Below are 24,862 nucleotides of genomic sequence, written 5' to 3'. Positions count from 1 at the left end.
AATAAGGTTGAAATTTTGATCAAGTGTCTTCTGTTTTAGCTCCTGGTTTTTTATCGTAATCAACAAGTTTCAAATAACCCCACGTCGCCAATGGGAACCAGATAATAAAGAGGATGATGGGATAAACCAGCGGACCCGTATTTATAATTCCCAGTTTTGAGATCACCTGAGAAAACATCACGCTGTAAAATATCCCGGATAAGACATAAACATAGCGGTAAATATTTTTCTTAGGTAATAAATAGAAGTATATAACATAAAATACTGCCCAGGATATCGGAGCAAAAAAATGCACTGCCATTATCCCGAACTCCTGGTAATTGATATACCCGAACAATCCGGTGAAATAGCCGATGCCCGCCGCAATAACATCAAATATAGCCCCGAATATGATTCCGTAGATCGATAGTCTTCGAATTTCTGCTCTCGGAACAACGGCAACCATAGTCAATACAAAAATAAATGTATAGACCATCGGAATAAATTTTACAGCCATAAAACGTGCTCCTTTACTGAAGAGAATGCTGATATTAATCATTCCTGCTTTTCGGAATTATTATGCAAATGACAGTCCAAAATGTTGTATATCAGGAAACAAAAATCTATGACATGACCAATCATTGTCCAATTAAGAAAGCAATTGATGTTCATAAGGCATACAAAGCAAAGAGCACCTCCTGACTGTTTATGACAGCAGCGGGTGCTCCTTGCTTATTTTAGCCGGAACATTTGTACCTGCTCGTAATGCTTAATCTTAATACCTGCTCTCTTACTGCTTCCCAATCTGCTGCAGCGCTTCAACTGCTGAGGCATCGGCAAGGGTCGTTGTATCACCGATTGCCCGCCCTTCAGCGATGTCCCTCAAAATTCTGCGGATAATTTTTCCACTGCGGGTTTTTGGCAATTCTTCCGTAAGATGAATTTCATCAGGTCTGGCTATTGCCCCGATTTTGGCCGCAACATGATTCTTAAGTTCGTTCACCAGGTCTTCCCTAGCTGCAACCCCTTCACGGAGAGTGACGAAAGCTGCGATTGCCTGCCCTTTAACTTCATGGCTTTTACCGATGCAGGCAGCCTCTGCCACAGCCGGATGCTCAACAAGGGCGCTTTCAACTTCTGCCGTACCGATTCGATGCCCAGAAACATTGATGACATCATCGACTCTGCCGATAATCCAGAAATAACCGTCTTCATCGACTTTGGCCCCGTCCCCGGCAAAGTATCTGTCTGGCCATGTACCCCAGTAGGTATCCTTATAGCGCTTGTCATCACCATAAACCGTTCTGAGCATTGCCGGCCAGGGTTCCGTGATCGCAACGAATCCAACCTCTCCGTTTTGAACCGGCTGTCCGGATCTGTTCAATATTTCGACTTTGACACCCGGGAAAGGCACAGAACAGGAGCCAGGCTTCATGTCGGTTACTCCTGGCAGAGCTGAAATCATAATCATTCCTGTTTCAGTCTGCCACCAAGTATCGACGATCGGGCATCTTTCTCCGCCGATATGCTTGTGATACCATAACCAGGCTTCAGGATTGATCGGTTCTCCAACCGTCCCGAGGAGCCTTAGGCTAGTCAAGTTTCTTTTCTGGGGATAGCTTTCTCCCCATTTCATAAAGGTCCTGATTGCCGTAGGCGCGGTATACAGAATGGTTACCCCGTACTTTTCAATCAGTTCCCAGTATCTGTCCTTCGCAGGGTAGTCAGGCGTTCCTTCAAAGAGGAATATCGTCGCACCGTTGGCCAGCGGTCCATATACCAGATAGCTGTGGCCTGTGATCCAGCCGATATCCGCCGTACACCAGTAAATATCGTTTTCCTTCAGATCAAAAACATACTGATGGGTCGTCGAAACCCCTGTCAGATAACCTCCGGTCGTATGCACAACGCCTTTAGGCTTTCCGGTGGTGCCGCTCGTATATAGGATGAACAAAATATCTTCCGCATCCATTTCTTCAGCCGGACAATCGGCTGCAGCATCCTTCATCAGCTCATGATACCAGACATCTCTTTCTCCTTGTACGGCATTATCTAGGCCTACCCGTCTGACCACGATGACTTTATCGATTTCCGCGACACCTTTCAGAGCCTCATCGACATTTTCTTTGAGCGGAAGAACCTTTCCGCGGCGATAGCCGGCATCAGCCGTAATCACAATCTTCGATTTAGCATCATTGATTCTGTCCCGAATGGCCTCAGCGCTGAATCCGCCGAAGACCACACTGTGCGGCGCTCCGATTCTGGAGCAGGCCATCATGGCAACGACTGCTTCCGTAATCATCGGCAAATAGATAGTGACAACATCCCCCTTTTTCACACCGAGAGAGCGAAGTACCCCCGCAAATTTGCTGACTTCATGATGCAGCTCCCTATAGGTGAGCATTTGGGTATCACCATTTTCGCCTTCAAAAACAATGGCATTTTTATCCGCCCGGGGCCCGGCTAAATGCCGATCCAAACAATTGTAAGACGCATTGAGTTTACCGCCGTTAAACCATTTGGCAAATGGCGGATTCCACTCCAGAACAGTATCCCATTTTTTGAACCAACTAAGCGTTGAAGCCCTCTCTTCCCAAAAAGCCAGTCTGTCTTCTGCCTTTTGATAAATGCCCGGGTCGGAAATGAGGGCATCTTTCCTGAATTCCGCTGAACTCTGAAAGACGTGTTTATTTTCTGAACTTTGGGTAATCTCTTTGGACATCTCGTTTTTCCTCCTTACCGACCCAACGATAATTTTTTATTTTTTTCATCATATCATAACCGGCTGCCCGAATCGTCTGCTTTGGAGCCAATTGCCCGTATTTAAGGGTTAAACGCAAAATACCGGCCTTCGCCGGTATCTCCAGATTTCTTTATCATCTTATCTATATGTGTCTTTAAATATCTTGCTTCTCATCTGATCATTCATTCCTGCTTATAGATCAATAAGTGAAACAGGCAGCGTACGTTCCACTGCCTGTTTCAGCCACCTCGTCCACCTTTTCTCCCAGGAAGGTTCCCCATCCTTCCAATTAATTATTTTACTTGATGATATTTTCAAATGCAAGTGCAAATCCAAATATGTCCAACATAGGTACTAGTCCTTGAGAAATTTCCTTTCCAGATAAGCGGTAATTTCCTCCGGCTGGCACCGGTATACCTCCTGGGCAGACTTCTCTCTTAAACCCTGTAGCCCGGAAGGGATATCCCAGCCCGTCAAAGCGCTGAGCCTGGTCAACGCTTCCCAGGGGTCACATTCTCTGTACCTGTCACCGGCAATTGCTGTCAGCACGCTTTGAGCAAACTTGAAAGGACTCGCCGTTGAAGTCAGGACAGTAAAGGTTTTGTCCCCGCTGTTTTCTCGATAATCGTTGTAAACCTTCATCGCGACAGCCGTATGCGGGTCCAGCAGATAGTTGTCTTCTTCATACACTTTTTTGATGGTTTCGAAAACACCCTCTTCATCCGTCCAGCCAGCGATCATATTCTCCCTACAGGCAGTCAAAGTATCCGGATCCGCACTGAACTTCCCTTCGCTGGAGAGACGTTTGAACCAGCTACTGATCTTGCCGGCATCTCTTCCGGATACTTCAAACAAAAAGCGCTCAAAATTGCTGGAAATAAGGATGTCCATTGAAGGTGACGAAGTCAGATAAAACGGACGATTGCTTTCATAAGTTCCGGCAGTGAAGAAGTCCGTAAGCACATTGTTTTTATTCGATGCACAAATCAGCCTGCCCAGTGGCAGTCCCATTCTCTTAGCATAATAAGCTGCCAGAATATTGCCAAAATTACCCGTGGGAACCACGATGTTGATTTTCTCTTCCGCAGCAGTTTTTCCGAGTCTTACTGCCTCGAGATAGGCCCAGAAATAATAAACAATCTGCGGCAGCAGTCTTCCCCAGTTGATGGAATTCGCTGAGGAGAAAACCATATGGCTGGCATTCAGTTTTTGGCGCAGTTCTTCAGATGAAAAAATCTTTTTAACTGCAGTCTGGCACTCGTCAAAATTTCCGTTGATCGCCACAACGAAAGTATTTCCTCCGCCTGTTGTAACCATCTGGCGTTCCTGCACAGCGCTAACGCCGCCGTCGGGATAAAAAACCACAATCCGAGTACCCGGAACATCCTTAAATCCGTCCAAGGCGGCCTTGCCGGTATCTCCAGAAGTCGCCGTAAGAATCAGAACTTCCACATCAAGTCCAAGTTCTTTAATACTTGCAGTAAGCAGATAAGGCAACACCTGCAGGGCCATATCTTTAAAAGCAGCGGTCGGGCCGTGCCAGAGTTCCAGCATCCCGCAGCCGTCGACTTCAACAAGCGGTGCGGGGTTTGACGTATCAAAACGTCCGTCTCCGTATACTTTAACTGCCTCTTCCAGCGTTCCTGCCGGTAGATCTCCGCAATACAGCTTCATAATTTGCAGCGCAAGCTCGGCGTAACTGCAGTTGGCATATTGTTTCCAATCCACGCAGGGGATCTCCTGAGGAACAAATAGTCCTCCCTGAGGTACCATTCCTAGAGCAATCGCCTGGGCAGAGGTCTGAGCATCAATGTTGCCGCGGGTACTAAGATACATTTTTTCTCCTCCAATAATCACTGTGCAATATTTCAATCATCAATAATTGATATTTTACTTGATTTTATATGAAAAGACACGTAAAAACAATATAACTATAATAGAATCCTGCTTAACTATCAAGGATTATCCTGTATTATTTTGAACACAAGACAAGGTATTTTACGCCTGAGCAAGAATATATTGGATAAGCGACTGATGCACTGGATAAAATGACTCATGTGGCTTGACATTCCTCAAATCAACCAGAAAGCAAGGCGAAATACGATGAAAGATAATTTCACCCGCAAATACAGACAGACTTTGCTGCTTGGCTTAATCAAGGTGATCCAGGAACTTTTCCCCGAAGAAATACTGAAGATTCCATATTCCATTCTTGACGGCGTTTATTGTGAATTTTCCGGCTCCCTGGTCTCTCCCAGAGAAGTCAGATTGATTGAAACAACACTAAAGAACTGGGCTACTCATAAAAATTTCATTAAATTTTTAGGGAAAGATGAGAGTTTTCATATCTATAAATTGGATGAAACCATTATTAAATCAATTTATGCCGCCTTCGAGGATACTTCTGCTATCAAGGATTTCCGGCTTATTCCTTTTCAGCCGGGATTTATCCTGGATTTTTCCGATGAATCCGGTTATTTGGCAGACTTTGTTCTTCCCAAAAAACTTTCAGCAACCTATACGGAAACGCAACGCTGGCTTGAAATCCTGGATCTGGCTGAGGTCAAGGACGTGAATTCCTATATCAGAAACGGCCGCTCCATCGATCTCATTAACATTGCTGAAGCTCTCCAGGAGAAAAAGATTGCGGACATTGCGGATATCATAACCAATGAAAATAAAAATGTCAGAATCGTGCTGATTTCAGGACCATCCTCGTCAGGGAAGACGACCTTTACCCATCGTCTCTCGACTCAGCTGATCGTCAACGGCCTAAAACCGATTTCCTTATCTCTGGACAACTATTACCTGAATCGGGAAAACATTCCGCGTGATGCTTCCGGACAGCTGGATTTTGATACCCTATATTCCCTGGACCTTGCGCTGCTCAATGAACATCTGGATAAGCTGATTATGGGAGAAACGGTCCAGACGCCGGTATTTAACTTTTTCACCGGAAAGAGAAATCCGGACGGAAATGATATCCATCTCGACTCGGACAATATCCTGCTGGTCGAAGGCCTTCATGCCCTGAACCCAGGTTTGCTCACCATTAACAGGAATTCGTTCTTTAAAATCTATATCAGTGCGCTTTTCCTGCTGAATATCGACCGTCACAACCGCGTCCCGACAACTGAGGCGAGACTGATCAGACGAATTGTACGCGACGATAAATTCAGGGGCTTTGGTCCGGAGCGGACTCTGAATCAGTGGCCAAGTGTCAGACGCGGGGAAAATACCAGCGTTTTTCGCTACCAGGAAGAAGCTGATATCATGTTTAATTCCAGCCTGCTCTTTGAAATGAACGCTCTACGTTCCTTTGCCGAACCCCTTCTTAAGAAAATTCAGGAAACAAATAGGTTTTACGATACTTCCGTTCGTTTGCTGAATCTTCTGTCGTTTTTTGAACCCATGGACACATCCAACATCCCCTTAAATTCAATCCTCCGGGAATTTATCGGTGGCAGTATCTATTGTGAATAGTCATAACAAATCATTCAAGGAGAAAATGATGGAACCCAACAGACTTATGATGCGTGATTGTAAAATAAACCGCATTCTTCATATTTTAGAACAAACCTATCCTGAAGCACACTGTGAGCTAAATTTCCGCAACCCCTTTGAACTCCTTGTCGCCACGATTCTCAGCGCCCAGACCACAGACCAAAAGGTCAACAAAGTAACAGCCGTACTTTTCGAACGCTGCCCCACTCCCAAAAAGATGTTGGAGATCACTCCCCGCGAGTTTGAAGAAATCATTCACCCGATCGGACTCTTCCGCACCAAAGCCAAAAATATTCTGCAGACCTGCGAGCTGCTCATTGAAGAACATCACGGAGATGTCCCCTCGAATCTGGATGACCTCGTAAAAATGCCGGGCGTTGGCCGTAAAACAGCCGGAGTAGTCTTAGCAAACGCCTATGGCATTCCCGCTTTGCCTGTGGATACCCACGTACTGAGGGTTGCCAATCGGCTCGGTCTGTCCCGGGAAAAAGACCCTTCTAAAGTAGAAAAAGAGCTTACCGCTCTTATCCCTATGGAACTATGGATTGATACCCATCACCGTTTGATTTTTCACGGTCGCAGACTTTGCCATGCCCGGAAGCCGGAATGCCCGGTCTGTCCTTTGAAAGACTGCTGTCCGGTATTTACCAGTGCTTCCTAATATCAATTCTTCCTCACCCTATTTTACAACATGAGCTGTCAACTGCATTAATGTGCTGCGGTTTTTCACCCCGGAGAGATTCTCACCCGTAATTTGCTCTCCTGCTTTTAATACTGTACCGTCCTCAAGCTGAATGTCATTATTCAGCGTTTTTCCGAGCAGGAACTGAAGCTGGCGCTGCTCAAAGACATTGAAATCCTCCGGATATATGATTGTCCCGCTATTTTCAGCTGTCTTCAGCAAACTTTCACTCTTACCGAACTGTTCGATTTTCTTCTTCAGAAGCTCTTTTTCACTCAAGGCCGGGCTCTCCTTACCGCTCGATGGCTCGGATGCCTCTGACGCCTTGTTTCGTTCCGGCTTGATCAGTTCCTTGGCTTGTTTTCCTGCAGAAGGATTGTCATCAATCAGAATGATCTCCTTACCGTACGTAATCACGTGATCACACTTAAATTCGCTGCATTTCCCCTGCGGATCAACAACCTCACAGGCTGCAATCGTTCCGGTTGTTTCATTGAACAGTATTTCCTTCACCTGACCTATCAGGCACCCCCGGGTCGTCAGAACCTGAGAACTAACGACCTTGACATCTTTTTTTAGAAGTTCCACAGCAAGGTCGTTATGCGCAACATCTTGAACAACGGTGCTGTCATTGATGATTAATGCATAATCCCCTAATCCCAGGATATCGGCGTAAGCGATTAATCTTGCACCAAAATAATCTGACGGCTGGTCGATAACAAAGAAAGCCAAACTCCCATCCTCAGAATTGATGATGATGTCTTTGACAGTGCTGATTTGCTTTCCTTCATTTATGCTGATAATTTTCAAGCCCCGAATTTCTGCCGAAGACTTCATTTTCCGATATCCTCCCGCCTATTAAAAATGACTGTCATTACACTCTGGATGTAGTTCTACAATCATACAAAATTCTCCTTCTTTATCGAATAAAATACATATACAACCTTATTGCTTCAATAACTGAATAAGGTCCATATGAGGCTGAAACAAAGTGCAGCCAGCCAGGGCAGCACATTCAGCCGGACAATCTGTGCGGCTTCCGTTTGGGTGACTGCACTAACAATAGCCGGAAATCCCCATGGAATCACTGCAGCGTCTGTCCAGATCGCCGTAACCTGTCCCAGAACGGCCAAAGGAACGGCTGAAATTCCGGCCGCCTGGCCGAGAGCCGCCGCAATCCCGCCGGTTAACGGCAGAGCAGCGAAACCGGATCCGCTCATTGCCCCCAATACCGCTGTCAGCATCACCAGCAAAGCACAGGAATACTTATTAAGCACCACGATACCAGATAACTTATAGGCCAGCTGTTCCAGATAGCCCGCCCCTTGGTGCAGCAGGACATTTTCATAACCGGAATGCGTCCCGAGGAGGAAGAAACCTGATATTACAACGATCGGGGCAAATACCTCCATCGAAAACTTCATCCCAGTCTGGATATGACGCCCAAAAGTATTAAAAGATGTCTTATAATCAGTCAAAATCGTGCCAAAAATTAGGACAAGCAGCGTTACGCCGCCGATAACCGCTACAGCACTGTCTCCCCGCAGTCTACCATAGATCAGCCAGATCACTGCCAACAAGTAAAATGCAGCTGCTGCCAGGGCCAGGACCGTTCTTTTTCTTTTCTGAATCTGATGATTTTGCTTTGTCGGAGGAAGTACATCAAGTTCTTTTTGCTGCTCCTCCCCCTTCTGCCCGTCCAGTAGTTCCCTGTTGTCTGCCACCACGTACGCAGGAATGTTTTTCTTCTGCTGGACCAGCATCATCCGAAAGCCAATCAAAGAAGCGATGATCCCGCTTCCGCATACAAGCGGCAGAGACTGCCGTAAGACCTGCTCCAGAGCGACGCCGGCTGACCTGGCGCTAAGACTGGGCGCACCCTGAATCACGTAATCACCTGCCAGCGCAATTCCTTCGCCAAAAATGCATAGACCAACCGCCAAACCAAGCGGAGGGATCCGGCTGCGGTGAATCAGTGGAAGGATCAAAGCCCCCAGCAGGGAAACTGCAGGCGTTGGCCACAGAAATAAACTAAAGGTAAGCAGCATGACCCCTGCGAGCCAGTACAAATAAGCGGCATTTTTAATCTTCAGAATTGGCTTGATCAGGATGGTTTCCGTTTTCGTTTCTTTCAGCATGCCGGTCATAGCGACCACCAATCCGATCAGCAGGATGATCGGAAGCAGATCCGCAGCTGTCAGGAGAAACCCCCGAAAGGCAGCCTGAATTCCCCCAAAGAAGCTGCCGGTATCCAGCACGCCTACGGCCAGAAGTCCAATGGCAGCAATGATTACCGGTTTTTTCTTAAAAGAAATGGCGATTATGATCAAAAGAATAAAAGCAAAGTAAACGAGCATGCCGGGACTTGGCAAACGACTTTCACTTCCTTTTCCAAAAGACAAATGCTATACTTTTTTATGGGTTGAATCATTTGAAATGAGAGGACTATGATCATGAAACATTATGATATCGGTATTGTCGGCGGTGGAATCTCCGGTATAATGTGTGCCTATGAACTGATCAAACACAACCCTAAGCTTAATATCTGCATTTTTGAAAAAGGAAACAGTATACGCGACCGAAAATGCCCCCTAACCGAAAACAAATCAGTAAAATGTGCCAATTGCCCGACCTGTGCGATCATGGAGGGGTTCGGAGGGTGCGGTTCCTTTTCTGACGGAAAATATAATTTTACCACCGAATTTGGTGGCTGGCTGAATGAGTATGTCTCCAATGACAATGTCATGGATCTGATAGAGTATATGGATTCCATTCTTGTTGACTTTGGTGCAACGACCAAACGTTTCAGTACCCAGACTCCCAAAGCGCGCGAAATCGGAAAAATTGCACTCCAAAATGATCTTCATCTTCTCCAGGCCGAAGTCAAACACCTTGGCACTGAGAATAATCTTAAAATCATGACCAATATCTTCAACTTTTTAAAAGACAAAGTTGAAATCAGACATAAGACAGAAATCATCGATATCTCCCAGGATCAAGACAGGTATATTTTGTCCGCAGCCAGTGGGGAATATTCCTGTGACCGTCTGGTCTGCGCGGTTGGCCGGGTTGGAAGCGAGTGGTTTACTTCATTATGCAGGAAAATGAATATTCCGATGACGAACAATCAAATTGATCTCGGCGTCAGAGTCGAACTTCCTTACGAAGTGTTCAGTCAGATCACCGATGAAGTCTACGAGGCTAAGTTGCATTACTACACCCGGAAATACAATGATCTGGTCAAAACCTTCTGCATGAATCCCCAGGGACATGTCGTCACAGAAAATACCGTCGGCGTACTTACTGTAAACGGTCACAGCTATTCCGACGATAAACTGAATAGCAACAATACCAATTTTGCGCTGCTGGTCTGCAATAAATTTACTTCTCCGTTCAACGAACCATTAAAGTATGGCAAATATATCGCCACGCTTTCCAACATGCTTGGCGATGGTGTCATCGTTCAGCGCTTCGGCGACCTGATTAAAGGCCGGCGGACAAATGAAAAAAGAATGATGAAATCATTCACCAAACCCACTTTGCAATCCGCGAACGCCGGTGATCTTGGACTTGTCCTTCCGAAACGCCATCTCGATAATATCATTGAAATGATCTATAAACTGGATAAAATCGCACCCGGGACGGCGAACTATGATACATTGCTTTACGGCGTTGAAGTGAAATTCTATTCGGCCAGGCCACAGTTAAATAAACAACTTGAAACGAAGTATCCGAATTTTTATGCGATCGGCGACGGCGCGGGGATTACACGCTCCCTGTCCCAATCCGCAGCCAGCGGCATCTACGTCGCCCGCAATATACTAAAGAAGGCTTGAAGCTTAGCTGGCTTATAGGTTTTGGCTTATCTGCGGGCTATAATACCGCTTTTCGGCTATTGGCCCGTAAATCTGCATGCTAGAAACTATGTAAACTATAGATTGCTTTCTAGGTAGTCGAGAGCTTCTTCTATACAGGGGTAGCTGCTGATACCTTCCGCAGCGGCTGCATCCCCGATCATAAGGAAATCGTTTGTTTCGTCTTTCATTGGCAAATCCACAATCGTATTTCCAAATACAATGACTTCCTCACTGCGAATACCAAGGATCTCTTTGACCACAGCAAGGGCCCGACCCTTGCTGTTTTCTTTGGGCATGACCTCTACACAATCATCGTATCGATTGATTTTATACTTATTTCTCTTCACCGGTTCTAGAGCTTGTACTGCCTGATACAATAAATTAACCGTGGAAAAATCCTTAGGTGTGGCAGTCAGCATCGTCTGATTGGGCTGGAACCAGAGATCCGGAAATTTTTTCAGAAGGTCTTGCTTCATTACCTCACCTACCTGGTGCGGGATAGCTTCAAGCTTTTTCTCCCATTTACGCAGCGGCTCAAAAATAACGCCGCCGTTTTCTCCCGCAACCAAAGGTTGACAGATTCCAATTCCCCTGGCCAATCCTGCCAGGTAGGAAGCCGTCCGACCGGAAATAAAAACAATTCTGATCCCCTGACGTTCCAGCGATCTTAATTTACAGGCTACCTGGGCAGTAATCGGATCGTCCGTTGGTGCCAAGGTACCGTCAATATCAAATACAGCAAGCTTGATTCCTATGCTAATCCCCTCCTTGATTGTACGAATACTTTCAAATACACCAAAGAACCAACCGTATAGTTGTATCCCGAAGGAGATTTTCTAATTCAATATATATTATTTTTATTAACCAATTAATTATTTGACTTCTCTCATATTCGCCAATATGTAGCCTTCAAATATTTCATTTATTTTCATTTGCTGTTCTCCTTAAAAAGAAAAGACACCTTGGGTTCAACCATCCATTTAAATAAAGTTCTAATTCCGTTCAAGGCCAGGATGATTGCCAGCGCTGCCCCAAGTATTATTACCAGCGCTCGCTGCGGTCCTGTCTGCAAAACCTGATAAAACCCGTATGCAACAAGGGCCTTCACGATCAATCCATGAAGCAGATACGTATACATCGTATTGCGCCCCAACGCTGAAACCAGAGGAACCTTCCTGCCAGGCACCAGCAGCAGCAGGCTCAGACCTAAAACTACAGCCAGCAGGTAAATACCTCCACGGTATAGACCTGCGAACCATTCCGTAGCGCCAAGCGCCTGATAAGATGCGCTCCCATAAAACCACGTAACGGTATAATTCTGACCAAAATAACAGAAAGCCAGAAAAGCCAGTAGCATAACACCGCCAGCAGCGAAGCGCCAATTTTTCGTCAGCAGCTTTTCCAGATGCTTTTTCTCAAAATAAAAGCCTGCCAGGAAAAACGGAAAGAAAACAACAATCCGCGACAGGCTCGCATAGTAACCCAGCTCACCCGTATATCCGGCAATAAGGCCGAAAAGAAATGTAACAGGCAGTGCATATCTGATCCTGACCACATAAGGCAGCGCCACTTTCCAAATAATCATGCTGAATAAAAACCACATGATCCAGTACGGCGTAAAAAAAGTAAAATGCAGGCTTTCCTTATGGAAAATCCAAAAGTCAAAAACGGAATAGATCATTTCGAAAATAACATAGGGTATGACTAGTTTGCTGATAATTTTTATCTCATATTTCGGATCATCAATATTCTTGGCAAAATAGCCGGAAATGAAAACAAACAGCGGCATATGAAATGAATAAATAAACGCATAAATGGATTTGAAAGCTGGAATATAGATCAGGGGTTCAATCATATGACCGACAACCACCAAAACAATCAGCATGAATTTCAGGTTGTCGAAGTACGGATCTCTTTGATTCATCCTCTGTCGGGTTCCTTTCTTTTCCTGATGATTTGATCTGGTTTATTATATCATTCATTTTGTCAAGAATCCTTAAAAAATTGCATTTAATTGGCCCCTTGTATTTAACAGGGGGCCAGGCTGCTGACAAGGCAATCGTTTGTCAGCAGTTTTTATCTTTTCAGAGGGGAAAAAAATATGGGCTTCCGGCAGAGGAACAGGAGGAATTTATCACGGATAACCAGGTCGGGAACATGAAGACTACTTTCTTCCTGGAGCCCATATTCGGGGTGATTTTGCAGCTGTACTGGTTCCATGTATGGTCACATTAATTGTTTGGGTATCAATACCGAAGATTTTTATAAATATGCAGTCATAGGTATCTGTAAGATTAATATCCAATTCGTAATTTCGTTCTGTTTCCGTCAGTTTTGTCTGATAATAATCTACGCTTACCTGGCTTTCATCCAGTCCATTTAATACTGCATAGGTGTCGGCAATGTCATTGAGCGTCACTTCAGGATTTTCCGAATGATCGATCGCCAATGTTTCATTAAAACGCGCATCCCTGATTATTTGCCCAACCTCAAACAAGTGTAGACGATTTAAGTACATCCCGCCAATATCTACAACAAGTCCTGTAAACCCAAACAATACAATTAACAGGGCAGCAAATAGAATTGTGATATTTCCATCTTCATTTTTTAAAAGTTTACGCATCAGCAAGCAGACGCTTCTAGGCATATTGCCACCTACTTTCTGACCTAACACACTTTGATTTGCTAACCTTCTTTTGTCATAATCAGTCGATTTTTTTTAAGGTTTTTCGTAAATGTCAGCTGTTCTCCGAATATCACTCTTCCTACCGGAGTCAACGGTTCAACTGTATAAACTAAACTGGCTGTGATCTGCGCATATCTCCATTTTTTTGTATTTTGATCCGTACCGCCGCCACTTTTGGGCGTGTAGTAGTCTTTCTTTTCAGTCCAACATTTTAACTTGGCATCACTCACAGACAGATCTTCCTCATCAACCAGCGACGATGTCTTTTCCATTGCCTCTTTTATTGCTTTTTTGGCAGATTCTCCACTGATAGTTTGGGAATAATCACTATCATAGCTTATACCCATTGTCCAAGACGCATTGCGATAAGCGTAATCAAAAGTAAGATACTTATTCATCATCCACCCTAAATCTATCACAGCAAACGTTAACGTTAGAAATAAAGGAAGTACCAGGGCAAATTCAACAAGTGCCTGTCCATTTTCATTTTTTAGCATGCGCATCAAATTGAACACCCTTCCCTTCAAACGTATCCGTTCGATATCTCTAACCATCCTCAGGGTACCCCTCTAAAAACACCTGCGAAGTAAATGTTGACAATACCCTAAATTCATCACCAAAAAACAATTTTGACTGCGGCATGAGCACCGGTACATCATATTCCAAGGTTACTGTCGCGTTAAAATATGTATAATAGCTTGGTAATTCTTGAAATTGAGATCCCTTGTTCGCATGATACGTATAATTCCTTCGTTTTGTCTCTCCAGCTTTGGCCTCAACGGTTAACTGATCAAAATCCAATCTGTCTGTATAATCACTAATGGAATTTTTTACTTGTTCTTTGATATTTGTCTTGCTGGTAACTTGCCGGATTCCCTCATTTGCTGCACTCTGTACCAATACTTGTGCATCGACAATTCGTCCGGCATCCAAAATAAAACCAAAAAATAGTAGTAAGATAGGCAAAACCAGTGCAAATTCCACCATAGCCTGACCTTTTTTGCATTCCCGTATTTTTCTTAAACTAATAAATTCTCTGATTTTCATATTTTTACCGCCCAGCATTAATATAATCAGCCGCTGCCATATGCAACTAGTTAAGCCTTGTCTATTTTTTACAATATATTTACGTTTAGTTTACAATCATTTTACATTTGGTTTTATATGGATTCTATCTATAAAAACTCAGACCCTCAAGAGGAAATTTGTCGAAATGATGTCTTTTACAAGAAATTGATACTTTCGGACTATTTTTGTTTCCCAATAGTACCAGTAGATTAATCCATGCGTTCCCAGTACCTACATATTTTGCGTAAAAAAAAAGGCCCCTGAGGGTCTTATTTTCTATACGCTAACCGACTTTAATACAGCCCCAGCATCCTTCCAGGAAACCTGCCCGTTGGTGAATTCATGCAGCCAGCCAGTAAAGGTATCCTGATCTCCATCCCGGATGTATACTTCAAGATCAATTTCTTCACTAAACTTTTCATTACCGCTTTCCATGCCCTTTTGCTTCAGGCCGTACCGGATCTGTTCAAACCAGGAGTACGGAATCCGGAGTACATAGATCCGGTGCGGAACGAGCTGGACAATCGCTGTGTTCTCCAATGCAAGGCGGGCTGTCCCGCCATAGGCTCTTGTAAGTCCACCGGTACCAAGCAGGATACCGCCAAAATAACGCACAACAATGATCTGGATGTTCCAGAGCTGCCGGTGCTGGAGCAGTTCCATGACCGGTCTTCCCCCTGTACCCTGCGGTTCGCCGTCATCCGAGGCTTTCTCAATCCTGCCTTCGTGAATACGGTAAGCGTATACATAATGACGGGCATTAGGAAGGACTTCCCGGATTTCCTTCATATTTTTTTCGGCTTCGGCCGTGCCTTCGATATATTTAACCAAAGCGATAAACCTTGATTTTTCAACGACTTGTTCGGCCTCTGTCTCTCTCTCGATTGTTTTAAATGCTTCCACTTTTCGTCCCCACCATTAACTTAATTATAGTTTTAGCCAGTACCTATATTCTAAATATAACATAGATTTCAACTTATATCCTTTAACCCTTCTTATATTTGACTTTTTCACACTATAACCGAACACAAAAAAGCCAGGATTTTCTCCTGGCTGATAGTTGCTTCTATATTTTTCCCTGCCAGTAGGCACTGGTAAACTACTTCCGGCAGTACGGATATTTGTTTAAAAGAGTGCCAGGAAAGTTACATAGGCTAGGCAAAACTCATTTCCTGTCCAATATCCCAATTCATTCCCATCGCGGGGTCCTTGTCTGCGAGTTCCGGAGCTCTTTAACGATATCACTCCAAGAAATCAACAATTGTTCTTCCATCGTGAAACACCTCCTATTTATAAATACCATACTCCATGACAAATTCATTTACGGCGATGATGTTTTCCGCCTTGCCATCCGCTGGTGCAAGAAGCTCCTTATCGGTGCCAAAAATGTATCCTCCGCCTGCCATACCATCGATTAATTCTTTCGCTTTGGCAATACATTCTTCCTTGGTCCGCTCTTGATAGAGGTTCATAGCTTCACTTATTGATCAACCCACCCATCTCTGGCATATTTTTACACCTTCAGCTGCGTTTGTCGAAAAGGCATCGGCACCTATACTTTTACATACATTCTCATTAACGGGTACTCCGCCGATAATCACCTTAACTGAATTTCTAAGGCCTGCTTCATTAAGCGCATTAACTGTTTCTTTCTTACTATCCAGCGCCAAAGTCAGTACGCCGCTTAATCCTATAATATCAGGGTTAACCTCTTTTACCTTGTCCACGATCTGGTTAACCGGAACATTGATCCCCAGGTCGATCACCTCAAAACTCGCGGCTTCAGCCACGGATCTGAAAATATTTTTGCCTATGTCATGAATATCTCCAAAGACTGTAGCTAAAACAATCTTTCCGCCTTTTGCTGAGGAACCTGCACTTAAAGCCGGTTTGAGCTTGTCCATTACACTTTGCAACACTTCCCCGGCGAAGACCAAATCTCCAATAAAGTACTCGCCCGAATCATAGCGTTCACCTACGAGTGTCATACCTTGCTGACAAGCTTTAACAACTTCTTGAGCTTCTGCGGCATTGTCGTCTTTACTTAGTACTTCATCAATGGCCTTGTTTAGCACGTCTTCGTCCAAATCGGACATCGCTTGAGTCAGGACTTTCAAATCCACCACTTCAGATCATCCTCCATAAAAATTTGTGTATACAAGCAACTATACCAAATATACATTTTTTTAAATTTAGTATGAAATGATTTTTAGAAATTTTATGTTCAAATATATCCGGATCATTGATTGCATCTTTAGAACTGCTTTAGCTGTAACATTACACAATCTTTTATGGTACATGTATCTCAATTCATACTTTTGGATTTTGTCTGACAGTATCTATTTATTGAATTTCCACCACATCGTAACTGCCTGAGAAAATTGCAGCACCAAACCATAAAAAAGAGCCGCTTAAAAATGATATTTTGTTTTCACTCATAAAACCTCCATAAAATATGTAATGGGATATGCCATTGTAAAGCATATCCCATTTATGATTGAAGTATCTTTCCTATCTGGCATTAATGGCTGATGCCTCGCGATATCCCGTTTAAAGCCTCTCCAGCCTCATTGATATGAATATTTTCAATCGCGAGGTCACCTAACGCAATGACCCCAATAATTTGCCCCTTGTTCAGCACAGGAAGACGTTTTACCTGGTATTCAGCCATGGTTTCAGCAACAGTATCGATATCCTGCGTGCCATCGATACAGATTGGATCTACCGTCATGCACTGCTCGGCCGTCATCTGGTTGACATCCTTGTTCGAAGCGATGACCCTCAGAACAATATCCCGGTCTGTAATAATTCCCAATACTTTGCCGGCCTGAACGACCGGAACAGCACCAATATCTTTATCTCTCATAATTTTAGCGATATCCGTAACTTTGGCTGCTGGGTCCACCCAGCTTACATCTGTTGACATAATATCCATGACCCGCATATAAAAAACACCTCCGTTTTAATATTTCCACTAGTTTTTCACTGAAACCAATGAATTATGTCAGTAAATAATCCCTTTGTAAAACGTTGATTTTAATTAAAGAAAAATGATTATCTATACTATCTTTTGCTGTAAAAATAAAATTATCCTCGGTTGACCCGGGGATAATTTTATTACGTTATTTACTGCTATTATTGTTGTTTATAATTGAATTCCTTATTTTTATTCTATTTGTTTGATTCATTTTGGTTTTCGGCCATACACGATCGCCACAACACCGCCGACAAGATTTTTATATCCCGTATCCTGAAGTCCGCATTCAGCAAAGATCAGGGTGAGCTGACGCTGAGATTCAAACTCACAGGCTGAATCATAAAGATACGTGTATTCTTTTTGTTTTCCGCCGTGGATTTTTCCCAGCCACGGGACGATCTTCTCAAAATACAGCCAGTAAAACTGTTTGAAAACCGGTATAGTCGGTTTTCCCATATCCAGAGATACAACCATCGAACCAGGTTTGACAACACGGATCATTTCCCGGATTCCGCGGCGCAGATCAGGAAGATTCCTGAGCCCCCAGCCAACGGTCGCTCCGTCAAAACTGTTGTCGGTAAAAGGCAAGCTCATCGCATTGCCCTGCAAAAGCTCAATACTCGCTTTGTAACGGTCATTTTCAATATTTTTCCGGCCCACAACCAGCATTTCCTCTGAAAAATCGACTCCGGTGACTCTGCCGGAATCCCCGACGGCGACGGCAATTTCTCTGGTAAGCTTGCCGGTTCCGCAGCACAGGTCAATCATCTTCATTCCGGGTTTAGCCTCGACAATCCTGACTGCTTTGGCCCGCCAGGCGTTATCCATCCCCATACTCATCAGGGAATTCATTAGATCATATTTCCCGGCAATCGCGTTAAACGTTTCCTTGACGTATTCTGATTTATCTTTGCCTGCAAAATCCATTTTCTCTCTCCTTGTACCATCTTGCCCAGTATATGGTCAGTACTATCATATGATAATTAGCCCAAATTGTCCAATTTAAGAACTATCTAGAATATCTCACCTGAGAAGCAAATGATCTGATGAAAAGCAAACAGTAATCTAAAACACTATTGCTAATGATTTTCAACTATGGTAGGATAAAACTAATTTAATAGTATGGGGAGCTGGGGATGCTGGCTGAGAGGGATATCACGTATCCGACCCTTAAAACTGATCTGGGTAATGCCAGCGTAGTAATAATAAAAAACTTTAATAACTGCGCTGCCTTTGCAGCGTTTTTTGTTTGTCGGTCATGGTTGATAAGCAGTGTCTTATTATTTACAAAGTCACGGACAGTAATCTATAAAATACGTGAAGGAGAAATGTATTTTGGCGAAGATAACAATGGCCTTTCAGGTCATTCCAAAAGTTGAGGAATCCAGAATCTATCCGGTTGTTGATGAAGCAATCAAAGTTGTCGCCCAAAGCGGCCTTCCCTACGAAGTCGGTCCGATGGAAACAGCACTTGAAGGAGAGCCTGATGAAATCTGGCAGGTCATCAAAGATGCTATGGAGGCTTGTATCAAAGCCGGGGCTTCCAGGGTAATGACCAATGTAAAAATTGACTATGTACCCCAGGGTTCCACGATCAATGAGAAAATTGCCAAGTACCGCTGAAAAGAAGGGATTCCCATTGCTGAAAAACAATAGCCGGAGATTCCGACCACCGGCTGTACTGCTGAGGTATGCCCCTGCCCTTTTCTTTTTGGTTGTGCTGCTGGCAGTCTGGCAGCTTACGGTAAATTACTTCAGCATCCCCCGCTGGCTTCTTCCCTCTCCTTCTCAGATCGGGAAAGCTCTCTGGAATACGAAGGACGTGATCTGGGGCCATACCAAAGCAACGATCATTGAGACGACGTTGGGCTTAGGGCTCGCTGTTGCTCTGGGCATGACGGTCAGCACACTAATGACGCTGTTTCCGCTGTCTCGGCGGGTGTTTTACCCATTTCTGATCATTTCCCAGACGATCCCCTTGATAGCGGTCGCACCGCTGCTGTTGCTCTGGCTGGGGTATGGGGTACTGCCTAAAATCTTGATTGTCGTTCTGGTCTGTTTTTTTCCGATCGCGATCAGTTTGCTTGAAGGCCTTGAATTAAGCGATTTAGATCTTCTGCATCTGCTGCAAAGCATGGGCGCATCCAAATGGCAGGTATTCTCCCTAATCCGTTGGCCTCACGCTATGCCGGCACTGTTTTCAGGCTTGAAAATTGCTGCTGCCTACAGTGTCATGACGGCTGTCATCAGTGAATGGCTTGGAGCAAGCCAAGGGCTCGGTGTCTATCTGCTGCGTTCTTCGAATAATTTCCTTACCGACAGAGTATTTGCAGCAATCATTGCAATCACTGCTCTCAGCTTCTTTTATTATGCAATCATTATTATTCTGACCAGGCTACTGCTTCCCTGGTATTCCCGATACAGACGGACAAGCTGACCCAGGGACGTATCTTTCGTCCCCGTAAACAAGGAGAAAAGATACGTTCCTTCGCCCCCCAAAAAATACAAGTGAGGTATAGAAATGAAAACGAAAAAGATATTGGTTACGTTTATTGTGCTCCTTCTGATTCTCACTGTGACTCTTTCGGGTTGCAGCAAACAGGCTGAACAGAACTCCGTCCAGAATAACCAGCCGGTTAAACTAACGCTTATGCTGGACTGGACACCGAATACGAATCATACCGGGCTATTTGTTGCTCAGGATAAAGGCTATTTCAAAGACCAGGGACTCGAAGTCAACATTGTCAACCCATCGAGCCAAGGAACACTCGAGCAGCTTGTTGCAACCGGAAAGGTAGATTTTGGTATCAGTGCACAGGAACAGGTTACATCTGCCCGCCTCAGTGACTTGCCACTTGTCTCTCTGGCAACTATCATTCAACACAACACCTCTGGTTTTGTCTCGCTGAGAAGCAAGAATATCCTGACAGCCAAGGATTTTGAAGGAAAAACATACGGCGGCTGGGGGTTGCCTTCGGAAACCGCGATCCTTACAGCGCTGATGCAAAAAGAAAATGCCGACTTCAGCAAAATCAACATGGTCAATATCGGGGAAACCGATCAGTTGGCCTCTTTGAATAGCAATATTGATCTGACCTGGATTTTCTATGGTTGGACAGGTATCCAGGCTGAAATCAGAGGACAGGAACTTAATATGATCTGGCTGAAAGATATCGACCCTGCCCTCGATTATTACACACCGGTCATTGTCTCGAACGAGGAAATGATTCAGAGTAACCCCGATACTGTCCGCAAAATGATGCAGGCAATCGGTGCCGGCTACGAATATGCAATTGGGAATCCGGAAGAATCAGCTGAAATCTTGATCAAATACGCTCCTGAATCCGATCCGGAAATGATCAAACGCAGTCAGGCCTGGCTGAGCCCGCAGTACAAAGCCGATGCGAAACAATGGGGTGTCCAGAAAGCAACTGTCTGGGAAAACTACAGCAAGTGGCTCTATGACAATAAGCTCGTCACCAAAATGATGGATTCATCCAAAGCTTTTACCAATGATTTTCTTCCGACCAGATAACGGAGGTCAGACGCCTTGACACTTGCCTTAAAAAACCTTTCGAAAACCTATATCGAAAACGGTCAATCCATGGAGATTTTCCGGGATTTGAATCTGACCATCGAGAGCGGTTCTTTCGTCTCCCTGATCGGGCCTTCCGGTTCCGGCAAGAGTACGCTGTGCAATCTTATCGCCGGTATTGAAAAGCCCGACCAGGGGCAAATCCTTCTCGATGACCAAGAAATCACCGGAATGCCAGGACATGTCGGCTACATGTTTCAAAAAGACCTGCTTCTTCCGTGGCGGACTCTTCGGGAAAATGTAACGCTGGGCTGCGATCTCAGACGCCAGGATAAAAAAATCTCTTCAGTCGAGGCCATCAAGGGTCTGGAACATTTCGGGCTGCTCGATTTTGCCGATTACTATCCTCATCAGCTTTCCGGCGGCATGAAACAGCGTGGCGCCCTGCTCCGAACCATCCTATTCGGACAGCCCACGCTGCTTTTGGATGAGCCTTTCGGGGCGCTTGATGCCCTGACCCGCAGAGAAATGCAGCTTTGGCTGCTGTCAATCTGGATTGAAACGAAGCATACCGTGCTCTTTATTACCCATGATATTGAAGAAGCAATTCTGCTGTCGGATAAAATTTTTGTACTCAGCAAATACCCGGCAGAAGTTGTCGAGATCATCGACGTTCCGTTTCCCCGGCCGCGTGATCCGGAACTGATTTTTTCTTCCGGGATATTGCCTTTGAAGACAAAACTGTTTCACTTGCTGGGAACTTGATATCCAAAGAACGTTTGAAGATGTTTCAATACCTGAAAAACTTTTTCGAAATCCCGCTGGGTTCTTTTACCCTTTGGCGCGATATGTTAAAATAGGGTAAGCATTTTTTCCCAGGGAGGATAAGACTAATGTATGAACTAAAAAATTTTAGTGAAGTCATCGTGAAGAAAACACTGGAAGATTATCTGCCCGTCGCCAATATCCCTTGCAAATGCGAACGGTGTCAGGCCGACATAATGGCTTTTGTACTGAACCGCTTCCCTCCAAGATATTATGTTTCCTTAAAAGGCGAAGTCATGACACACTTTGAATCACAAATGTTTCCGGACAAAGCCCGAGTTTTGGCAGAAGTCGTTGGTGCTGCCCAGATAGTTGCTGCTTTCCCGTCCCATCCGCTTGACCAGAAAGAAGAATAAACCCGCATGGGATTAATGACAGTTGCAAAGGCGCTTCAAATGATATGAGGCGTCTTTACTTTTTCCAATCCTGGATTTGATTATCGCTATTTACTCTGTTACAATGATTGCGACTTCAAAATAAAAGCAGGTGATCAGCGTGATTTCCGAGTATCAGGGACTAAAACTCGACCAATTCCAAATGGATGCGATTGAAGCAATCAATCACGGGCATTCCGTCATTGTCTCAGCCCCTACCGGGACAGGAAAAACAATGGTAGCAGATTATCTGGTCGAAAAATCAATTCGGGAAAGCAAACGGATTATTTATACAGCACCGATAAAAGCGTTAAGCAACCAGAAATTCAAAGATTTTTCCCACCAATTTGGCAGCGAGACCGTCGGGATCATGACCGGGGATGTTGTGATCAATCCTGGCGCTCCGCTGCTGATCATGACGACAGAGATCTTCCGCAACCAGGTCATCACCAATGACCCGGAACTGGAGCACGTTTCCTATATCATCTTTGATGAGATTCACTGGCTTAATGATGAGGACAGAGGTACAGTCTGGGAAGAATCCATCATTCTCGCTCCGCCAAATATTAAGATTCTGGGCTTAAGTGCCACAATTGCCAATGCCGTGGAACTGAAGGGCTGGATCGAGGCCATCCGCAAAGACACCGTTGTGTTGATCGAGGAACAGCAAAGGATCGTTCCTCTGGAATATTATTATTTTTGTCAGGACACCGGCATCATCGGCTATGATGACCTGATCAGGTTCTATTATCAGAAGCTTAAATCCACGGACAGAACCGATAATTCCCCGCTGTTTAAACCGACGTCACATCTTGACCTGATCAAAACTGTTGATAAACAATATCTTCCTACCCTCTATTTTGTATTCAGCAGAAAGCAATGCGCCGATAAAGCGCATGAACTGGCCAATATCAAAAACTATCTGTCGTCGGAACAAAGCAAAGAAGTGAAAAACATTTTTTTGGAGCATTTTGGTGCTGAAGATACTTGGTCCTCTTCCACGCGCAAGTTATTCAGGGTCTGCCGGAAAGGTATTGCCTATCACCATGCCGGGCTGCTGCCTTTGCAGAAATCCGTCGTAGAGGATCTTTTCCTGGCCAAGATGATCTCAGTTCTGTACTGTACCGAGACCTTCAGTGTCGGGATCAACTATCCTGTCAAGGCCGTCTGCTTTGATTCCCTAAACAAATACGACGGACGCAGTTTCAGGGCTCTGGCAAACCACGAATTTTTTCAGATGTCCGGCAGGGCCGGCCGACGCGGCATTGACGAGATCGGTTATTCCTTTGCGATTGTTGATTTGAATTACTTTGAAAAAGAACCGCCGGTAAAATTTGATATTGCCAAGTTAGAACCTCTGACCAGTCAGTTTCGGCTTTCCTATAATACAGTTTTGAATCTCCTGGCAACATTATCGCCGGAGCAAATCGAAACCTATTTCAAAAAAAGTTTTGCTGCTCATTCCTATATCTTGACCGCACAAAAAACGGAAGAAGAGATTCGTCTTCTGTCCGAGCAATCAGCCCAAGCCAAAGAGAACCTTTGTGAGCATGTCGGGACCTATCGGTGTCCGCTGAATTACTACCCGAAAAAGAAAGAATTGGACAGGCTTCATAAAGCCTATGATAAATTGGACCCGCGACGCCGCAATAAGATTTTCGGGCGTCAGATGCACCGAAAAATCATGAAATGGGAGAAGATCCTTAAGACTGTTCCCCAGAAATGTACCAGAAAACAAAACGACAGCTGTAAATCCTTCGCCGGAAAGTGGATGAACCTCGAAAAAGAAATCACGGACCTCAAGAATCAATTGTTCTCAATGCCGGATTACAACACATTTAATTCCGAATTTGAAAGAAAAAAAGCCCTACTGCAGCAAATAGGCTATATCGGAAATGACAAGCTTTTGCCGCGGGGGGAGCTCGCCAGATATATTTATGTGCAGGAAATCCTGGTAACCGAGTTGATTTACTCAGGAATCATCGAACAGCTGGATGATGACCAGCTGACTGCGCTGATTTCCTGTATTGATTATGAAAGCAAACGTAATGAGTATTTCCAAAAGTTTGACCAGATTGATTTTAAGCCTGTCAGGGAAATCCTGAATTATATTCAGAGCATCTGCGGGCCTGACGCTGTGCGCTTTGAATCCAAGGCGGCCGTCCTTGCGTATCATTGGAGCAAAGGCGCCACATTAATCGAGCTTCAGCAGCTCTGCACCCTCGATGAAGGAGACATTATCGCGGTCTTAAGGCGAACCATCGATTTACTGCGCCAGATGCGGGAAGCCGTAACAGACCAGTCGTTAAGAGAACGCTTCAGCATCTGCATCAAGAAACTGGACAGAGATGAGGCTTCGATCCAAGAGTTAAATTAAGCTGCCTTGCCCTCTGTAGCCATCAAAAAGAGGAGCCGTTTTAGAGGCCACTGAAAAACACTTTGTTTTTCGCTTAAACCACACAACCAAAAAACCAGAAGATGAGATATATTGACTCATTCTCCTGATTTTTCAATTCTTATATGTAATGGCTTAGTTTATCACTCTCTTTTTAACCCATTAAAGTTATAATTCTTTTTAAATTAACAGCAAATATTGTGGTCGCCGCTTGTAGCTGCATACCAAATATGCCTG

23 protein-coding genes, 1 pseudogene and 1 riboswitch are annotated in these 24,862 nt (G+C 44.5%); of the genes and pseudogenes, 9 read left to right on the top strand and 15 right to left on the bottom strand.

Annotated features, from left to right (window positions below; genetic code table 11):
* Nucleotides 1-19 precede the first annotated feature (19 nt).
* The 3 genes from OKX56_RS10555 to thrC form a co-directional block, all read right to left on the bottom strand.
* Nucleotides 20-496 (bottom strand): hypothetical protein, encoded by a 477-nt coding sequence (locus tag OKX56_RS10555; RefSeq protein ID WP_019225769.1) that lies wholly within the window; start codon nt 494-496, stop codon nt 20-22.
* Between the two features lie 273 nt (nt 497-769).
* Nucleotides 770-2,701 (bottom strand): acetate--CoA ligase, encoded by a 1,932-nt coding sequence (gene acs / locus OKX56_RS10550; protein WP_015042446.1) that lies wholly within the window; start codon nt 2,699-2,701, stop codon nt 770-772.
* A gap of 375 nt (nt 2,702-3,076) precedes the next feature.
* On the bottom strand, nt 3,077-4,558 hold the full coding sequence (gene thrC / locus OKX56_RS10545) for a threonine synthase (RefSeq protein WP_015042443.1): 1,482 nt from the start codon (nt 4,556-4,558) through the stop codon (nt 3,077-3,079).
* A gap of 267 nt (nt 4,559-4,825) precedes the next feature.
* On the opposite strand from thrC, the gene OKX56_RS10540 reads away from it, so the two are divergent.
* Nucleotides 4,826-6,205 carry a uridine kinase family protein gene (locus tag OKX56_RS10540; RefSeq protein WP_287896384.1) on the top strand — a complete coding sequence of 460 codons (1,380 nt, stop codon included), beginning with the start codon at nt 4,826-4,828 and terminating at the stop codon, nt 6,203-6,205.
* A gap of 28 nt (nt 6,206-6,233) precedes the next feature.
* Entirely contained in the window at nt 6,234-6,887 is a 654-nt protein-coding gene (nth, locus tag OKX56_RS10535; protein WP_287896398.1) for an endonuclease III, read from the top strand.
* An 18-nt stretch (nt 6,888-6,905) separates the two neighbouring features.
* Here the strand turns inward: nth and OKX56_RS10530 are convergent, their stop codons facing one another.
* On the bottom strand, nt 6,906-7,745 hold the full coding sequence (locus OKX56_RS10530; protein ID WP_015042439.1) for a PRC-barrel domain-containing protein: 840 nt from the start codon (nt 7,743-7,745) through the stop codon (nt 6,906-6,908).
* Between the two features lie 116 nt (nt 7,746-7,861).
* Nucleotides 7,862-9,280, bottom strand: a complete 1,419-nt coding sequence (locus tag OKX56_RS10525; protein ID WP_015042438.1) for a hypothetical protein — start codon at nt 9,278-9,280, stop codon at nt 7,862-7,864.
* Nucleotides 9,281-9,355: 75 nt separating this feature from the next.
* Between OKX56_RS10525 and OKX56_RS10520 the strand changes: the two genes are divergently transcribed.
* A complete protein-coding gene (locus OKX56_RS10520; protein WP_015042437.1) occupies nt 9,356-10,744 on the top strand; it encodes an NAD(P)/FAD-dependent oxidoreductase in 1,389 nt (462 codons plus the stop codon).
* Between the two features lie 95 nt (nt 10,745-10,839).
* Here OKX56_RS10520 and OKX56_RS10515 read toward each other — a convergent pair whose 3' ends face one another.
* From OKX56_RS10515 to OKX56_RS10470, 10 genes and pseudogenes are all read right to left on the bottom strand, one after another.
* Complete coding sequence (locus tag OKX56_RS10515; protein WP_287896396.1) at nt 10,840-11,514, bottom strand: HAD family hydrolase; 675 nt, start codon at nt 11,512-11,514, stop codon at nt 10,840-10,842.
* A 179-nt stretch (nt 11,515-11,693) separates the two neighbouring features.
* Entirely contained in the window at nt 11,694-12,689 is a 996-nt protein-coding gene (locus tag OKX56_RS10510; protein WP_019225760.1) for an acyltransferase family protein, read from the bottom strand.
* Nucleotides 12,690-12,929: 240 nt separating this feature from the next.
* Nucleotides 12,930-13,412: a pilus assembly protein TadG-related protein gene (locus tag OKX56_RS10505; RefSeq protein WP_287896380.1), complete on the bottom strand. Its 483-nt coding sequence runs from the start codon at nt 13,410-13,412 to the stop codon at nt 12,930-12,932.
* A 38-nt stretch (nt 13,413-13,450) separates the two neighbouring features.
* Complete coding sequence (locus OKX56_RS10500; protein WP_019225758.1) at nt 13,451-14,005, bottom strand: TadE/TadG family type IV pilus assembly protein; 555 nt, start codon at nt 14,003-14,005, stop codon at nt 13,451-13,453.
* A complete protein-coding gene (locus tag OKX56_RS10495) occupies nt 13,998-14,498 on the bottom strand; it encodes a TadE/TadG family type IV pilus assembly protein (protein ID WP_019225757.1) in 501 nt (166 codons plus the stop codon). Before OKX56_RS10495 ends, OKX56_RS10500 begins: the two co-directional genes overlap by 8 nt.
* Before the next feature lie 297 nt (nt 14,499-14,795).
* Entirely contained in the window at nt 14,796-15,422 is a 627-nt protein-coding gene (locus OKX56_RS10490; RefSeq protein ID WP_019225756.1) for a YigZ family protein, read from the bottom strand.
* Nucleotides 15,423-15,805: 383 nt separating this feature from the next.
* A pseudogene (locus OKX56_RS10485) lies at nt 15,806-15,985 on the bottom strand (uroporphyrinogen decarboxylase family protein); the annotation flags it as partial.
* 21 nt (nt 15,986-16,006) lie between these two features.
* The gene (locus tag OKX56_RS10480) at nt 16,007-16,645 is read right to left on the bottom strand and encodes a cobalamin B12-binding domain-containing protein (protein WP_019225754.1); all 639 of its coding nucleotides are present in this window, start codon (nt 16,643-16,645) and stop codon (nt 16,007-16,009) included.
* Nucleotides 16,646-17,040: 395 nt separating this feature from the next.
* Nucleotides 17,041-17,463 (bottom strand): CBS domain-containing protein, encoded by a 423-nt coding sequence (locus OKX56_RS10475; protein ID WP_019225752.1) that lies wholly within the window; start codon nt 17,461-17,463, stop codon nt 17,041-17,043.
* 240 nt (nt 17,464-17,703) lie between these two features.
* Nucleotides 17,704-18,423 carry a demethylmenaquinone methyltransferase gene (locus OKX56_RS10470; protein ID WP_019225751.1) on the bottom strand — a complete coding sequence of 240 codons (720 nt, stop codon included), beginning with the start codon at nt 18,421-18,423 and terminating at the stop codon, nt 17,704-17,706.
* Between the two features lie 186 nt (nt 18,424-18,609).
* Nucleotides 18,610-18,716: riboswitch (TPP riboswitch) on the top strand.
* 115 nt (nt 18,717-18,831) lie between these two features.
* Here OKX56_RS10470 and OKX56_RS10465 point away from each other — a divergent pair.
* The 6 genes from OKX56_RS10465 to OKX56_RS10440 all read left to right on the top strand — a co-directional run bounded on the left by OKX56_RS10465 (nt 18,832) and on the right by OKX56_RS10440 (nt 24,607).
* Nucleotides 18,832-19,119: a thiamine-binding protein gene (locus tag OKX56_RS10465; protein ID WP_015042425.1), complete on the top strand. Its 288-nt coding sequence runs from the start codon at nt 18,832-18,834 to the stop codon at nt 19,117-19,119.
* Between the two features lie 16 nt (nt 19,120-19,135).
* Nucleotides 19,136-19,933 carry an ABC transporter permease gene (locus tag OKX56_RS10460; RefSeq protein ID WP_019225750.1) on the top strand — a complete coding sequence of 266 codons (798 nt, stop codon included), beginning with the start codon at nt 19,136-19,138 and terminating at the stop codon, nt 19,931-19,933.
* A gap of 84 nt (nt 19,934-20,017) precedes the next feature.
* Nucleotides 20,018-21,031 (top strand): ABC transporter substrate-binding protein, encoded by a 1,014-nt coding sequence (locus OKX56_RS10455; protein WP_019225749.1) that lies wholly within the window; start codon nt 20,018-20,020, stop codon nt 21,029-21,031.
* Between the two features lie 15 nt (nt 21,032-21,046).
* Entirely contained in the window at nt 21,047-21,796 is a 750-nt protein-coding gene (locus OKX56_RS10450; RefSeq protein ID WP_019225748.1) for an ABC transporter ATP-binding protein, read from the top strand.
* Between the two features lie 128 nt (nt 21,797-21,924).
* Nucleotides 21,925-22,212, top strand: coding sequence for a late competence development ComFB family protein (locus tag OKX56_RS10445; protein ID WP_019225747.1), 288 nt, complete (start codon nt 21,925-21,927; stop codon nt 22,210-22,212).
* A 139-nt stretch (nt 22,213-22,351) separates the two neighbouring features.
* On the top strand, nt 22,352-24,607 hold the full coding sequence (locus OKX56_RS10440; protein WP_019225746.1) for a DEAD/DEAH box helicase: 2,256 nt from the start codon (nt 22,352-22,354) through the stop codon (nt 24,605-24,607).
* Nucleotides 24,608-24,862: the final 255 nt, after the last annotated feature.

The organism is Dehalobacter sp. (assembly GCF_030063005.1).
Lineage (GTDB): Bacteria > Bacillota > Desulfitobacteriia > Desulfitobacteriales > Syntrophobotulaceae > Dehalobacter > Dehalobacter restrictus.
Note: the sequence above shows the minus strand (reverse complement) of the source record. Positions and strands in the feature narration are given on the sequence as shown.

What these genes read in the sequence shown, in the direction of transcription:
- OKX56_RS10555 (WP_019225769.1), bottom strand. Translation starts at nt 496, where the DNA reads ATGGCTGTAAAATTTATTCCGATGGTCTATACATTTATTTTTGTATTG.
- acs (WP_015042446.1), bottom strand. Translation starts at nt 2,701, where the DNA reads ATGTCCAAAGAGATTACCCAAAGTTCAGAAAATAAACACGTCTTTCAG.
- thrC (WP_015042443.1), bottom strand. Translation starts at nt 4,558, where the DNA reads ATGTATCTTAGTACCCGCGGCAACATTGATGCTCAGACCTCTGCCCAG.
- OKX56_RS10540 (WP_287896384.1), top strand. Translation starts at nt 4,826, where the DNA reads ATGAAAGATAATTTCACCCGCAAATACAGACAGACTTTGCTGCTTGGC.
- nth (WP_287896398.1), top strand. Translation starts at nt 6,234, where the DNA reads ATGGAACCCAACAGACTTATGATGCGTGATTGTAAAATAAACCGCATT.
- OKX56_RS10530 (WP_015042439.1), bottom strand. Translation starts at nt 7,745, where the DNA reads ATGAAGTCTTCGGCAGAAATTCGGGGCTTGAAAATTATCAGCATAAAT.
- OKX56_RS10520 (WP_015042437.1), top strand. Translation starts at nt 9,356, where the DNA reads ATGATCATGAAACATTATGATATCGGTATTGTCGGCGGTGGAATCTCC.
- OKX56_RS10510 (WP_019225760.1), bottom strand. Translation starts at nt 12,689, where the DNA reads ATGAATCAAAGAGATCCGTACTTCGACAACCTGAAATTCATGCTGATT.
- OKX56_RS10505 (WP_287896380.1), bottom strand. Translation starts at nt 13,412, where the DNA reads ATGCCTAGAAGCGTCTGCTTGCTGATGCGTAAACTTTTAAAAAATGAA.
- OKX56_RS10500 (WP_019225758.1), bottom strand. Translation starts at nt 14,005, where the DNA reads ATGGTTAGAGATATCGAACGGATACGTTTGAAGGGAAGGGTGTTCAAT.
- OKX56_RS10495 (WP_019225757.1), bottom strand. Translation starts at nt 14,498, where the DNA reads ATGAAAATCAGAGAATTTATTAGTTTAAGAAAAATACGGGAATGCAAA.
- OKX56_RS10475 (WP_019225752.1), bottom strand. Translation starts at nt 17,463, where the DNA reads ATGCGGGTCATGGATATTATGTCAACAGATGTAAGCTGGGTGGACCCA.
- OKX56_RS10470 (WP_019225751.1), bottom strand. Translation starts at nt 18,423, where the DNA reads ATGGATTTTGCAGGCAAAGATAAATCAGAATACGTCAAGGAAACGTTT.
- OKX56_RS10455 (WP_019225749.1), top strand. Translation starts at nt 20,018, where the DNA reads ATGAAAACGAAAAAGATATTGGTTACGTTTATTGTGCTCCTTCTGATT.
- OKX56_RS10445 (WP_019225747.1), top strand. Translation starts at nt 21,925, where the DNA reads ATGTATGAACTAAAAAATTTTAGTGAAGTCATCGTGAAGAAAACACTG.